This window comes from Pseudomonas sp. HC1(2025) (assembly GCF_058742075.1).
On record NZ_CP196017.1, the window covers coordinates 3,734,240 to 3,746,619 of the forward strand.

The following is a 12,380-nucleotide window of genomic DNA, read 5'->3' on the forward strand; positions in this document are numbered from 1 at the left end:
AGAGAAGATCGATTACCCATGTCTATGTCATCTCCCTTGCTCCGCCTGCTGCTGGTGGGCCTGTTCAGCGTCCTGCTGACACCCCTGGCCAATGCCGAGGCGGCCAAGCGCCTGCGTATCGGTATCACCCTGCATCCTTATTACAGCTACGTGGCCAATATCGTCGGCGACAAGGCCGAAGTGGTGCCGCTGATTCCGGCCGGTTTCAACCCCCACGCCTACGAGCCGCGCGCCGAAGACATCAAGCGCATTGGCACCCTGGACGTGATCGTGCTCAATGGCGTGGGTCATGACGACTTTGCCGACCGCATGATCGCCACCAGCGAGCGCCCGGACATCCCGGTGATCGAAGCCAACGCCAACGTGCCGTTGCTGGCCGCCACCGGCAACGCGGCCCGCGGCGCCGGCAAGGTGGTCAACCCGCACACCTTTCTGTCCATCAGCGCGTCTATCGCCCAGGTCAACAACATCGCCCGGGAACTGGGCAAGCTCGACCCGGACAACGCCAAGACCTACACCCAGAACGCCCGCGCCTATGGCAAGCGCCTGCGCCAGATGCGTGCCGATGCCCTGGCCAAGCTCACCAGCGCGCCCAACGCCGACCTGCGCGTGGCCACGGTGCATGCCGCCTACGACTACCTGCTGCGTGAATTCGGCCTGGAAGTGACCGCCGTGGTCGAACCGGCCCATGGCATTGAGCCAAGCCCGAGCCAACTGAAGAAGACCATCGACCAACTGCGTGAACTGGACGTGAAAGTGATTTTCTCGGAGATGGATTTCCCGTCCTCCTACGTCGATACCATCCAGCGTGAGTCGGGGGTCAAGCTGTATCCGCTGTCGCATATTTCCTACGGTGAATACAGCGCCGAGAAGTACGAAGTGGAAATGACCGGCAACCTCAACACCGTGGTCCGGGCCATCCAGGAGTCGGGGGCATGACGGCGGCTGAACACCTGAGCGTGGCCAGCATCGGCCCGACGCTTGAATTCGATAACGTCTCGCTGACCCTGGGCCGTACCGCGATCCTCGATAACGTCAGCTTCCAGGTGCGACCGGGCAGTATCCACGCCTTGGTCGGCCCCAACGGCGGCGGCAAGAGTTCACTGATCAAGACCCTGCTGGGGCAGACACCACACCAAGGCCAACTGAGCCTGCACTGGCCGAACACTCCCGGCACCATCGGCTACGTGCCCCAGGCCCTGGAGTTCGACCGTGGCCTGCCGATGACCGTTGACGACTTCATGGCTGCCATGTGCCAGCGGCGCCCGGCGTTTCTCGGTGTGTCCCGGCATTACGCCGGGGCGATTGGCGAGGCGCTGGAGCGCGTGGGCATGCAAGACAAGCGCAAGCGCCGGATGGGCGCGTTGTCCGGCGGCGAGCGCCAGCGTGTGCTGCTGGCCCAGGGCTTGATCCCGGCGCCGCAACTGCTGGTGCTCGATGAACCGATGTCGGCCCTCGACGAAGCCGGGATCCAGGTGTTCGAACGCCTGCTGGGCGACTGGCGCCAGGCGGGGATTACCGTGCTGTGGATCGAACACGACCTGGAGGCCGTGGGCCGCCTGGCAGATCGCGTCACCGGCCTGAACCGCCGCTTGTTGTTCGACGCCACGCCCAAGGAGGCACTGACCCCGGAGCGCCTGCTGACGCTGTTTTCCACCCACCCACGGAGCGCAGCCCAATGAGCTACGAAGCCTTTCGCTTGATGGTCCAGGGCTGGGCCTCGTCCGGCTACCTGCCGGAAGCCCTGGCCTATGGGTTTGTGGTCAACGCCCTGCTCGCCGGCCTGCTGATCGGCCCGGTACTCGGTGGCCTGGGCACACTGGTGGTGGTCAAGCGCTTTGCGTTCTTCTCCGAAGCTGTCGGCCACGCCGCACTCACCGGCGTGGCCGTGGGCATTCTGCTGGGGGAACCCTACACCGGGCCTTATGGCAGCCTGTTCGGCTACTGCCTGTTGTTCGGCATCCTGCTCAACTACCTGCGCAACCGCACCGGCCTGGCCCCGGACACGCTGATCGGCGTGTTCCTCTCGGTGTCCCTGGCGCTGGGCGCGAGCCTGTTGCTGATCCTGGCGGGCAAGATCAACGTGCACATCCTGGAAAACGTGCTGTTTGGTTCGGTCCTGACCGTCAACGGCAATGACCTGCTGGTGCTGGCCGTTGTCGGCTCACTGGTGATGGCCCTGGCGTTGCCGCTGTACAACCGCATCATGCTCGCCAGTTTCAACCCGCAACTGGCCGCCGTGCGTGGCGTGGCGGTGAAGACCCTGGACTACCTGTTCGTGATCCTCGTCACCCTGATCACCGTGGCGGCGGTCAAGGTCATCGGCGCGATCCTGGTGGGTGCCCTGCTGGTGATCCCGGCCGCTGCGGCCCGCCTGTTGAGCCAGTCGCTCAAGGGTTTTTTCTGGATCTCGGTGGTGATCGCCACACTCAGCACCCTGTGCGGGATTCTGCTGCCGATCATCTTCGACCTGCCCATCCCGTCCGGCGCCGCGATCATCCTCGTCGCCGGCATCGCCTTCGCCCTGGCCGCCATCGCGCGCGGCACGGTCCCCAGCCTGAAAGGGAATCTCGGATAATGCGCCCTGTTCTACGCCCCCTCGCCCTGGCAATCGCCTGCCTGATCAGCCCCCCGCTGCTGGCGGCCGGCACCGCCAAACCGCTGCCGGTGGCAGCTCAATCCGCCAAGCCGGTCAAAGTCCTGGCGGCCCTGCCCGTGACCTTCGGGCTGGCCGAAACCCTGCTCAAGGGCACCCAGGTCAAGCTTGAACGCGCGGCACCGGCCAACCTGCCGGGCTCGCGCCAGACCTCGTACTTTACCGGGCGTGGCGCGCCGGCCTTGCATACCCTGGCGCTGGATGCCGACGCGGCCATCGGCCTGCGTTCGCTGTGGCCGGACGACCCGCTGTACCCGGTGGCCCGGCGCAGCAATATCCGCATCGTCGAAGTGGACGCCGCCCGCCCGGTAGACGGCGGTTTGCCGGGCGTGGCCCTGCAACCGGGGACGGTGGATGGCCTCAATAGCCAGCCGTGGCAATCGAGCAACAACCTGGGGCGCATGGCCGATGTCATGGCCGCCGACCTGAGCCGCCTGGCGCCCGGCGCCAAGGCCCAAATCGACAGCAACCTGGCCAGCCTCAAGCAACGCCTGCTCAAGCTGACGGCTGACAGCGAGGCGCGCCTGGCCCAGGCCGACAACCTGAGCGTGGTCAGCCTGAGCGATCATTTTGCTTATCTGGTGAGTGGGTTGAACCTGGAGTTGCTCAGCACCGATCCACGACCGGATGTCGAGTGGTCTGCGCAGGCGCTACAAACACTGACGACCAGCCTGAAGGACAACGACGTGGCGTTAGTGCTGCACCATCGTCAACCGGCTGAGGCGGTAAAAGCCGCGATCAGTGCAGGGGGGGCGAAGTTGCTGGTGCTGGCTACTGACGGCGCGGACCCGGTAGCGGAATTGGAAGGGAATGTGGATCAGGTGATCAAGGCCTTGGTGCCCTGAAAGCAACGCAATACCCCTGTGTGTGCGAGCTTATGTGGGAGCGGGGTTGCCCGCGATGGCGGTGTATCAGTCAACTAATGTATCGACTGACACTCAGCCATCGCGGCATAGGTATCTACACAACTCTTTTATCTAGTGCTTATTGGGTTTGTGTACATATCCGTTGCTGCGGTCACGGCGGCTTAGGGTTCCGCCCTTACGGCGGCTCACTTTTGTAAAGCGCAAAAGTAAGCAAAACACTCTTGCCCCACCACTCGGTGCCTCGCCTAGGCTCGGCATGCCCGCAGTCAGGCATTGCTCCGTGGGCCCGCCGCGATCGGCCATCCATGGCCGTGTCGCGGCTACCCCGGCATCCATGCCGGGGTGCCCACTGCGCAATACCTGCCTGCGGCCAGCGTGGTTTAACGGGGCGCCTAAGATCAAAAGCCAGATCAAAAACAGAGCAACAACAGCAAAGCCAGAGCGCGAAGCTGCATTCCCCTGTAGGAGCTGGCTTGCCTGCGATGACGCCCGAAAGAACACATCAGAGTATCTGGTATTCATTCGTCATCGTTAACGACCATCGCAGGCAAGCCAGCTCCCACATTTGCTTGTGTTCAGCCAGCAACAACCTGCGCATCCATCTTCTGGCGCAAGCTCAGCGGGCGCATATCAGTCCAGACTTCTTCGATATAGGCCAGGCACTCTTTCTTCATCCCGCTTTTACCCACGGTGCGCCAGCCTTCTGGCACGGCCTTGTAGTCGGGCCAGATGGAGTACTGTTCTTCATGGTTGACCACCACCTGGAACAGGATGTCTTCGCGGTCAAATACTGAGGTCATTGCGGTTCTCCGTCACTTAAAGGCTGCCACGCACTGCGCGTGGCTGATGTATGTAGGAACGTATAGCGGTGCAGGAAAATTAGAGGCTCGCCACAGCCGCCGCCAAAGCCCGACCGAAGATCTCTGCCACGCGGTCGATTTCTGCCCCGGTGATGACCAGCGGCGGCAGGAAACGCACCACGCCGCCATGGCGCCCGCCCAGCTCCAGGATCAACCCGCGCTTGAGGCATTCGCGTTGCACCAGCGGCGCCAATTGCCGATGGACCGGCGGGTGGCCCTGGACGTCGAGCGTGCCGTTGGGGTTGACCAGCTCTACCCCGAGCATCAGGCCGCGCCCGCGGATATCCCCCAGTTGCGGGAAGTCCCGCTGCAGGATGCGCAGGTGTTCAGCCAGGCGCTCGCCCATGGCCGCCGCGTGGTCGGCGACGTTATGTTGCTTGAGGTAGCGCATCACCGCCGAGCCGGCCGCCATGGCCATCTGATTGCCGCGGAAGGTCCCGGCATGGGCGCCCGGCAGCCAGGTGTCGAGCCACTCGCGATACACCACCACCGCCAGCGGCAAGCTGCCACCAATGGCTTTGGACAACACCACCACATCCGGAACAATGCCGGCATGTTCAAAGGCAAACATTTTGCCGGTGCGAGCGAAACCGCTCTGGATCTCGTCGACGATCAACGCCACGCCGGCCTGCTCGGTAATGCGTCGCAGGCCGCGCAGCCAGTCGAGGTCGGCCGGGATCACGCCGCCTTCGCCCTGCACCACTTCGACGATCACCGCCGCCGGCAGCAAAACGCCGGCCTCCGGGTCGTTGAGCAGGTTTTCCAGGTAGTGCAGGTTGACCTTGACTCCCTCTGCCCCACCCAGGCCGAACGGGCAGCGGTAGTCATAAGGGAATGGCAAGAATTGCACGCCATTGGCCAGCAAGGCGCCCAACGGCTTTTTCGGCCCCAGGCTGCCCATCAGGCTCAATGCGCCCTGGCTCATGCCGTGATAACCGCCCTGGAACGACAACACCGTGCTGCGCCCCGTGGCGGTACGCACCAGTTTCAGCGCGGCTTCCACCGCGTCGGTGCCGGTGGGGCCGCAAAACTGGATCTTCGCCTCCCGCGCCAGTTCCGCTGGCAGCAGGCCGAACAGGTCCTGCACAAACTGGTCCTTGACCGGCGTGGTCAAGTCCAGGGTATGCAGCGGCAACTCGTCGAGCAGCACCTGCTGGATCGCCTCGATCACCACCGGGTGGTTGTGCCCCAGCGCCAACGTGCCGGCTCCGGCCAGGCAGTCGATGAAGCTGCGACCTTCAACGTCCTCGACATAAATACCCTTGGCCCGCTTGAGCGCCAGGGGAATGCGCCGTGGGTAGCTGCGGGCATTGGATTCCTGCTGGCGCTGGCGGGCCAGCAGCGGCGATTCATCGAACTGGTAAAGCGCTTCCGCAGGCGTCGGGCTGGCCGACACCTGCAAATCTTCAATGCGACTGGTAGCGACTGACATCTCTAGATCCCTCAATACGCTGATGATGGTGACCAAACTGCCAACCCGTTGACGTCTGGCCCCCAAAGGGCGTGCGCACGGATTTCCTGTTCTGGAAACGCTTCAGCGGCGTGAGGATTTACACCCGGCTCAGTGAAAAACCGGCAAATGGCCGGTCACTCGCCGGCACTGGTGTACTTTTCATTCAGTGCATACAGAATCGCGCAGGTCTCGATATCCAGTTGCCCACGATAATCGGCGGGCCGGAAGTGCATCTGGAACGCACGCAGGCGCTGCTGGAACGCCTGGCGGTTTTTCGCCGGGGCGTAGCCGTAGCGCTGGAAGGCCCGTTCGACCTCCACCTCCTGGGGCAACCCCATGCGAAAGCGCCGCTCATAGGCACTTTTGGCCTGTGCATCGAACCAGGCGCCAATGCCCGCTTCGAATAAACCGTGCCAGGGCAAGCGTGGCCCCGGGTCACTCTTGCGCCAGAACGCCACATCCGAATGGCCGACGATATCGGTGGCGCCGATCTGCGGATGACGGGCGCAAATGTCGCGCAGCAGCGCGATCAGCACGGCGATCTGCTGCGGATCATAGGCAGGAAAGGTAAACACCCCACCCTCATCGCGGGCCAGGTTGACGATCTCGATGCCGATGGAGCGACTGTTGACGTTATCGCGACCCGCCCAATGACTGGCGCCTGCATGCCAGGCGCGCTGGCGTTCATCCACCAGTTGGAACACCCGCAATTCGTCGTAGCCGGCACTTCGATAGCTGGCCTCATGGGGGGCGGGTAACAGGTAATGGGCACTGACACCCTGCTGCGTCAGGGTGCGCAGGGAGGAGGCAAAGGGCGCGGCGGTGTAATGCACCACCACCTGGCGCACGGCTTCGCCATTGCGTTGATTAAAATCTTTGGCTGGATAAGTGGAATCGATGACCAACATAGGCGCTGTCCTTTTCAATACAGGCTGAGTCATTCAGCCGGCAAACCTGCAAACACAAAAATTGCCGCCATCCTGAAGCGTCGGGCCCCAGGATGGCGGTAGTTATGTGTATGCAAGCAAGGATCAGCGCCGCAGCGGCATCCCCAGGTCGACCCGCAGGCCGTCGGGCTGGCTGTCGAAGGCCAGGGAACAAGAGCATCGCTGGACAATCGCCTGCACGATGGCCAGGCCCAGGCCACAACCGCCGCTGTTGCCATTGCGCCAGAAACGCTGGGTCAGGTGTTGCAGGTCTTCGCTGGAGATCGGCGCGCCATGGTCACGCACGCGAAACACCACTTGATTGCCCTGGGTGAACACGCTCAACTCCACCCGCGTATCGGCCGGGGTATGGCGCAGGGCGTTATCCAGCAGGTTACGCAAGGCCGCCACCGCCAGGCCCACGGGCATTTCCACCGGGTCCTGGGGCAGGTTGTCCGGCAGGATCAGGTCGATGCGGCGGTTGTCGCCGGCGTTGGCGTCCTGGATCGCCAGGCGCGCCACCTGTTCGGCACTGGACTGCAAACCGTCATCAAACGACAGGCTGCCCTCGACCCGCGCCAGCAGCAGCAACTGCTCAAGGGTGCGATGCAGGCGGTCGGCGCCCTCCTCGGCATGGGCCAGGGATTGATCGCGGGCGGCGCCGTCGGTCATGCGTGCCACTTGCAGGTGGGTCTTGATGGCCGTGAGCGGGCTGCGCAGCTCGTGAGCGGCATCGCCGGTCAGCCGGCGCTCGCGCTCGATGGTCTTGGCGATGCGTTGCAACAGTTGGTTCTGGGTGTCGAGCAGCGGCTTGAGCTCGCTGGGCAACGGGTGAATCTGCAACGGCTCAAGGGAGTCGGCACTGCGCCGCATCAAGGCATCGCGCATGCGGTTGAGCGGCACCAGGCTCTGGCCGATCCCCAGCCACAACAGGCACAGGCAACCCAGCAAGGCCACGCCCACCGGCACTGAGGCCGCCAGCAGGATCGACATGTTCAGCGCCTCGCGCTCCACCTGACGGTCGGCGGTGGTGATGAACAAATCACCCCGGGCCAGGGTAAAGCTGCGCCAGGCAGCGCCATCGATGATCTGGTCGCGAAAGCCACTTTGCCGCGATTCCAACCCCTGATCCGGCGTGGTGTGGCTGCGGGCCAGCACTTCACCCCGCAACGAGCTGACCTGGCACGCCATGCCACCGGGCACATTCAGTTGTTCGGCGCCAAAACGCTTGCCCTCGCCCACGCTGGCCAGGCCCGGCATCTGCTCCATCAGCCCGGCCACCATGCGCGCCGAGGCCACCAGGCGCTGGTCCAGGGAAAACATCATCTGGTTGCGCAGGTCGTTGAGCATCCAGGCCGCCGCCAGCGCCCAGATCAGCACAAAAGCGGCGCCCAGCTTGAAGGTCAGACGCAGGCGCAGGCTCATCACGAGGCGTCGTCTCCAGTATCCGCCGGGCCCAGGCGGTAGCCCAGACCGCGCACGGTCTCGACAATACCGTTGCCCAACTTGCGGCGCAGGTGGTGGATATGCACGTTGAGGGCGTTGCTTTCCAGTTCATCGTTGAACCCGTAGACGCTGTCCTTGAGCTGCTCGCTGGACAGCACCCGGCCACGGTTGTGCAGCAATGCCTGCAACAGGGCCTGTTCGCGGCGAGACAAGTCCACCGGCTGGCCGCCGAGCAAGGTTTCGCGGCTGCTGGGGTTGTAGCTCAGCCGGCCATGCTCGATCAGGTTGACGCTGCGCCCGGCCACCCGGCGCAACAGGGTTTGCAAGCGTGCAGCCAGCTCGCGCAGGTCGAAGGGCTTGAGCAGGTAATCGTCGGCACCGGCTTGCAGGCCGTCGACGCGGTTGGTCACCGAGTCGCGCGCGGTGAGGATCAGCACCGGGATCTCCAGCCCCGCACTGCGCTGTTGCTGCAGCAATTTGAGGCCGTCTTCATCCGGCAGGCCGAGGTCGAGCACCATGATGTCGAACTCCGCCGCCTTGAGCATCGCCCGCGCCGCCGCGGCCGTGGCTACGCGCTCGACCGTAAAGCCCTGGGCGCCGAGACCGGCAACGATGCCACTGGCAATCAGGTCATCGTCTTCACAGACCAGTACGTGCATGCTGAACCCTTTGCAAAAATGCTGATTTAAAGGAGGGCGGATTAAGCACGCATTATGCCGGCAAAAGATGCGCGCCTTGAAAATCCCTACACTCTAGAATAGCCCGGTTAATCATCGGTTAATCAGCACCACACATTGTGTGCCCACTTGCATCGAACTAAGGCTTGACCATGCGGCATCTGTTTATCTTCCTGTTGGTGTTGTTCACCGGATTGGCCCAGGCCGCGCCTGGCAACAATCCGTTCGAGACCAAAGCCGAGTTCCTCCCGGTAGGCAAGGCCTTTACCTTTACCTCCGAGCGCCTGGCTTCCGGTGAAACCCAGCTGTATTGGCAGATTGCCGACGGTTATTACCTGTACCAGCAACGCATGAAATTCGAAGGCCTGGCCGAACAGCCCGTGCTGCCCCAGGGCGAGGCCCATAGCGACGAGTTCTTCGGCGAGCAACAGGTATACCGCCAGGGCCTGGAAGTGAAACTCCCGGCCGGCGCCACCGGCAAGGTCAAGCTGGGCTGGCAGGGCTGCGCCGATGCCGGCCTGTGCTACCCGCCGCAATCGCTCACCGTCGACCTGGGCGGCAACCCCGCCGTGGCCGCCACCGCCGAGGCCCAGGATGAAAGCCTGGCCAGCGGCCTGCAACAACGCAGCCTGGGCTGGAGCCTGCTGGTGTTCTTCGGCCTGGGCCTGCTGCTGGCGTTTGCCCCGTGTTCGCTGCCGATGCTGCCGATCCTCGCCGGCCTGGTAGTGGGCAGCGGTGCCAGCCCACGCCGTGGTTTTGCCCTGGCCACCAGTTATGTGGTGTGCATGGCGCTGGTGTATGCCGCCCTTGGCGTACTGGCCGCGCTGGCCGGCAGCAACCTGGCTGCGCTGCTGCAAACCCCGTGGATCCTCGGCAGTTTCGCCGCCCTGTTTGTGATCCTCGCCCTGTCAATGTTCGGCTTCTTTGAACTGCAACTGCCGGCCTTCCTGCGCGATCGCCTGGACAACGCCAGCCGTCGGCAAAACGGCGGCAGCCTGGTCGGCGCCGGCGTGCTCGGGGCCTTGTCCGGCCTGCTGGTAGGCCCGTGCATGACCGCGCCCCTGGCCGGCGCCCTGCTCTACATCGCACAAAGCGGCAATGCCCTGCACGGCGGCCTGATCCTGTTTGCCATGGGCATCGGTATCGGCGTGCCCTTGCTGTTGCTGGTGACGGTGGGCAATCGCTTCCTGCCCAAGCCAGGCACCTGGATGAATGTGCTCAAGAGCGTGTTTGGCTTCCTGTTCCTCGCGACCGCCGTGTTGATGATCCGCCCGGTCGTCGACGAAAGCCTGTGGCTCGGCCTGTGGGGCGTGCTGGCACTGGTGATGGCCTACTGCGGCTGGAGCCTGGCCCGCGAGTACGGGCTGGTCGCCAAGGCACTGGGCGCAGGTTCCCTGGTCCTGGGCCTGTGGGGCGCGATCCTGGTGATCGGCGCAGCCGGTGGCAGCGATGACCTGTGGCAACCGCTCAAGGTGTTCGGTGGCTCGCCGGTGGCCGGCGCGCCGACCGCCCATGACAGCTTTACCACCATCAACGCCCCGTCAGCCCTGCAAACCCAGCTCGACAGCGCCAAGGCCCAGGGCCAGTGGGTGCTGCTGGACTACTACGCCGACTGGTGTGTGTCGTGCAAGATCATGGAAAAACAGGTGTTCGGTAAACCCGAAGTCATGGAGGCCCTGAAAAACGTGCGCCTGCTGCGCCTGGACGTCACCGCCGACAACGCCGCCAGCCGTGAGCTGCTGGGCCGCTACAAAGTCCCCGGCCCACCGAGCTTTGTGTGGATCGGCCCGGACGGTGCAGAGCGCCGCGCCCAGCGCATCACAGGCGAAGTGGACGCCGCAGCCTTCCTGCAACGCTGGACCCAGACCCGGGACGCACCCTGATGCTGACCTTGACCATCGGCACCTTTGCCATTGCCTTGAACCATCTGCTGCTGATCAGTGCGCTGGTCCTCGCCACGGTGGTGGGCTGGCGCGTGGCCAAGCGTGGCGGCGAGAACCCCGAGTCGGTGCTGTTCAGCCTGTTCCTGCTGGGCATGCTCAGCGCGCGCATCGGTTTTGTATTGATGTACTGGTCGTACTACCGCGATGACCCGCTACAAATTGTCGACTTGCGCGACGGCGGCTTTCTCGTCTGGCCGGGGGTGATCGTGCTGATCATCGCCGCCCTGCTCTGGAGCTGGCGCCGCCCGGCCCTGCGCAAGCCGCTGACCGCCGGCGTGGTCAGTGGCCTGGCGTTCTGGGCGCTGGCCAGTTTCTCGTTGAACATCTATGAAAAAGGCACGCGCCTGCCGGATATCGCCCTGCGCAACGCCGATGGCGAAACCGTGCAACTGGCCGACTACCAGGGCGGCCCGTTGGTGATCAACCTGTGGGCCACCTGGTGCCCGCCCTGCCGGCGGGAAATGCCGGTGCTGGAAAACGCCCAGAAACAACGGCCTGACGTGACCTTCCTGTTCGTCAACCAGGCCGAAAGCATGCAAAGCGTCAGCACCTACCTGGCCACCCAGGGCCTGAACCTGGACAACGTCCTGTTCGACGCCAGTGGCCGCCTGGGCCAAGCCGTGGGTTCGATGGCGCTGCCGACCACGCTCTTCTATCAAGCCGATGGCCGGCTGATCAACAGCCACCTGGGCGAGCTGTCCCAGGCCAGCCTGGCCCGCGCCATGGAATATTTCGACCCCACGGACTCGACCGCCGCCAAGACGGCCCCTTCAAGGAAACCCTTATGCCCCGCCTCCGCCACCTGCTGACCCTGCTGCCCCTGGCACTCGCCGCCAACCTCGCCCACGCCGAAGAATGGCCGGCGCCGATCAAACAGATCGAAGCCAAGGGCGCCAAGATCATCGGCAGCTTCGATGCACCGGGCGGGCTCAAGGGCTATGCCGCGCAGTACCAGAACCGTGGCATGGCGCTGTACCTGACCGCCGACGGCCAGCACGTGCTGGCCGGCAACCTGTACGACGCCAAGGGCAATGACCTGAGCACCGCGCCCCTGGAAAAACTGGTCTACGCGCCGATGGCCAAGGAAATCTGGGCCAAGATGGAACGGAGCAGCTGGATCCAGGACGGCGATAAAAACGCGCCGCGCACCGTCTACCTGTTCAGCGACCCCAACTGCCCGTACTGCAACATGTTCTGGGAACAGGCGCGGCCCTGGGTCAAGGCCGGCAAGGTGCAGTTGCGCCACATCATGGTCGGGATCATCCGCGAGGACAGCCCCGGCAAATCGGCGGCGCTGCTGGCCAGTAAAGACACGGCCCAGGCCCTGCAAGAACATGAGTCTGCGGGCAAAGCCAGCAAGCTCAAGGCCCTGGCCAAGATCCCGGCCGAGATCCAGGCCAAGCTCGATGCCAATATGAAGTTGATGGAAGAGCTGGAATTGTCGGCCACCCCGGCGATTTTCTACCTGGATGACAAGGGCCAGTTGCAGCAACAGCAAGGGGCGCCGTCGCCGGATAAACTGGGGAAAATCCTCGGCCCGAAGTAATCGCTCG

At 64.0% G+C, this 12,380-nt stretch carries 12 protein-coding genes; 7 read left to right on the top strand and 5 right to left on the bottom strand.

Annotated features, from left to right (window positions below):
• Window positions 1-18 precede the first annotated feature (18 nt).
• From ACSSVH_RS16430 to ACSSVH_RS16445, 4 genes are read left to right on the top strand one after another with little or no spacing between them, the layout of a single operon-like run.
• Window positions 19-939, top strand: coding sequence for a metal ABC transporter substrate-binding protein (locus tag ACSSVH_RS16430; RefSeq protein WP_029300635.1), 921 nt, complete (start codon window positions 19-21; stop codon window positions 937-939).
• Window positions 936-1,682 carry a metal ABC transporter ATP-binding protein gene (locus ACSSVH_RS16435; protein WP_170042844.1) on the top strand — a complete coding sequence of 249 codons (747 nt, stop codon included), beginning with the start codon at window positions 936-938 and terminating at the stop codon, window positions 1,680-1,682. Before ACSSVH_RS16430 ends, ACSSVH_RS16435 begins: the two co-directional genes overlap by 4 nt.
• Window positions 1,679-2,578: a metal ABC transporter permease gene (locus ACSSVH_RS16440; RefSeq protein WP_169957238.1), complete on the top strand. Its 900-nt coding sequence runs from the start codon at window positions 1,679-1,681 to the stop codon at window positions 2,576-2,578. The genes ACSSVH_RS16435 and ACSSVH_RS16440 overlap by 4 nt, the downstream gene beginning before the upstream one ends.
• Entirely contained in the window at window positions 2,578-3,501 is a 924-nt protein-coding gene (locus ACSSVH_RS16445; RefSeq protein WP_172313920.1) for a metal ABC transporter solute-binding protein, Zn/Mn family, read from the top strand. Before ACSSVH_RS16440 ends, ACSSVH_RS16445 begins: the two co-directional genes overlap by 1 nt.
• Before the next feature lie 596 nt (window positions 3,502-4,097).
• Here the strand turns inward: ACSSVH_RS16445 and ACSSVH_RS16450 are convergent.
• The 5 genes from ACSSVH_RS16450 to ACSSVH_RS16470 all read right to left on the bottom strand — a co-directional run bounded on the left by ACSSVH_RS16450 (window position 4,098) and on the right by ACSSVH_RS16470 (window position 8,866).
• Window positions 4,098-4,322: an MbtH family protein gene (locus ACSSVH_RS16450; RefSeq protein WP_032862749.1), complete on the bottom strand. Its 225-nt coding sequence runs from the start codon at window positions 4,320-4,322 to the stop codon at window positions 4,098-4,100.
• 79 nt (window positions 4,323-4,401) lie between these two features.
• Window positions 4,402-5,814, bottom strand: a complete 1,413-nt coding sequence (locus ACSSVH_RS16455; RefSeq protein ID WP_169952533.1) for an aspartate aminotransferase family protein — start codon at window positions 5,812-5,814, stop codon at window positions 4,402-4,404.
• A 155-nt stretch (window positions 5,815-5,969) separates the two neighbouring features.
• On the bottom strand, window positions 5,970-6,743 hold the full coding sequence (locus ACSSVH_RS16460; protein WP_169952534.1) for an N-acetylmuramoyl-L-alanine amidase: 774 nt from the start codon (window positions 6,741-6,743) through the stop codon (window positions 5,970-5,972).
• A gap of 123 nt (window positions 6,744-6,866) precedes the next feature.
• Window positions 6,867-8,186 (bottom strand): ATP-binding protein, encoded by a 1,320-nt coding sequence (locus ACSSVH_RS16465; protein WP_169952536.1) that lies wholly within the window; start codon window positions 8,184-8,186, stop codon window positions 6,867-6,869.
• Complete coding sequence (locus ACSSVH_RS16470) at window positions 8,186-8,866, bottom strand: response regulator (RefSeq protein ID WP_169952538.1); 681 nt, start codon at window positions 8,864-8,866, stop codon at window positions 8,186-8,188. Before ACSSVH_RS16470 ends, ACSSVH_RS16465 begins: the two co-directional genes overlap by 1 nt.
• Before the next feature lie 170 nt (window positions 8,867-9,036).
• Between ACSSVH_RS16470 and dsbD the strand changes: the two genes are divergently transcribed.
• Genes dsbD through dsbG form a run of 3 tightly spaced genes read left to right on the top strand, consistent with a single transcriptional unit; the run spans window position 9,037 to window position 12,373 of the window.
• Window positions 9,037-10,767: a protein-disulfide reductase DsbD gene (dsbD, locus tag ACSSVH_RS16475; protein WP_492633489.1), complete on the top strand. Its 1,731-nt coding sequence runs from the start codon at window positions 9,037-9,039 to the stop codon at window positions 10,765-10,767.
• Window positions 10,767-11,636 (top strand): TlpA disulfide reductase family protein, encoded by an 870-nt coding sequence (locus tag ACSSVH_RS16480; protein WP_170042838.1) that lies wholly within the window; start codon window positions 10,767-10,769, stop codon window positions 11,634-11,636. Before dsbD ends, ACSSVH_RS16480 begins: the two co-directional genes overlap by 1 nt.
• On the top strand, window positions 11,612-12,373 hold the full coding sequence (dsbG, locus tag ACSSVH_RS16485) for a thiol:disulfide interchange protein DsbG (protein WP_492633490.1): 762 nt from the start codon (window positions 11,612-11,614) through the stop codon (window positions 12,371-12,373). Before ACSSVH_RS16480 ends, dsbG begins: the two co-directional genes overlap by 25 nt.
• Window positions 12,374-12,380: the final 7 nt, after the last annotated feature.

What these genes read in the sequence shown, in the direction of transcription:
- ACSSVH_RS16480 (WP_170042838.1), top strand. Translation starts at nt 10,767, where the DNA reads ATGCTGACCTTGACCATCGGCACCTTTGCCATTGCCTTGAACCATCTG.
- dsbD (WP_492633489.1), top strand. Translation starts at nt 9,037, where the DNA reads ATGCGGCATCTGTTTATCTTCCTGTTGGTGTTGTTCACCGGATTGGCC.
- ACSSVH_RS16455 (WP_169952533.1), bottom strand. Translation starts at nt 5,814, where the DNA reads ATGTCAGTCGCTACCAGTCGCATTGAAGATTTGCAGGTGTCGGCCAGC.
- ACSSVH_RS16435 (WP_170042844.1), top strand. Translation starts at nt 936, where the DNA reads ATGACGGCGGCTGAACACCTGAGCGTGGCCAGCATCGGCCCGACGCTT.
- ACSSVH_RS16470 (WP_169952538.1), bottom strand. Translation starts at nt 8,866, where the DNA reads ATGCACGTACTGGTCTGTGAAGACGATGACCTGATTGCCAGTGGCATC.
- dsbG (WP_492633490.1), top strand. Translation starts at nt 11,612, where the DNA reads ATGCCCCGCCTCCGCCACCTGCTGACCCTGCTGCCCCTGGCACTCGCC.
- ACSSVH_RS16440 (WP_169957238.1), top strand. Translation starts at nt 1,679, where the DNA reads ATGAGCTACGAAGCCTTTCGCTTGATGGTCCAGGGCTGGGCCTCGTCC.
- ACSSVH_RS16445 (WP_172313920.1), top strand. Translation starts at nt 2,578, where the DNA reads ATGCGCCCTGTTCTACGCCCCCTCGCCCTGGCAATCGCCTGCCTGATC.
- ACSSVH_RS16460 (WP_169952534.1), bottom strand. Translation starts at nt 6,743, where the DNA reads ATGTTGGTCATCGATTCCACTTATCCAGCCAAAGATTTTAATCAACGC.
- ACSSVH_RS16465 (WP_169952536.1), bottom strand. Translation starts at nt 8,186, where the DNA reads ATGAGCCTGCGCCTGCGTCTGACCTTCAAGCTGGGCGCCGCTTTTGTG.
- ACSSVH_RS16430 (WP_029300635.1), top strand. Translation starts at nt 19, where the DNA reads ATGTCTATGTCATCTCCCTTGCTCCGCCTGCTGCTGGTGGGCCTGTTC.
- ACSSVH_RS16450 (WP_032862749.1), bottom strand. Translation starts at nt 4,322, where the DNA reads ATGACCTCAGTATTTGACCGCGAAGACATCCTGTTCCAGGTGGTGGTC.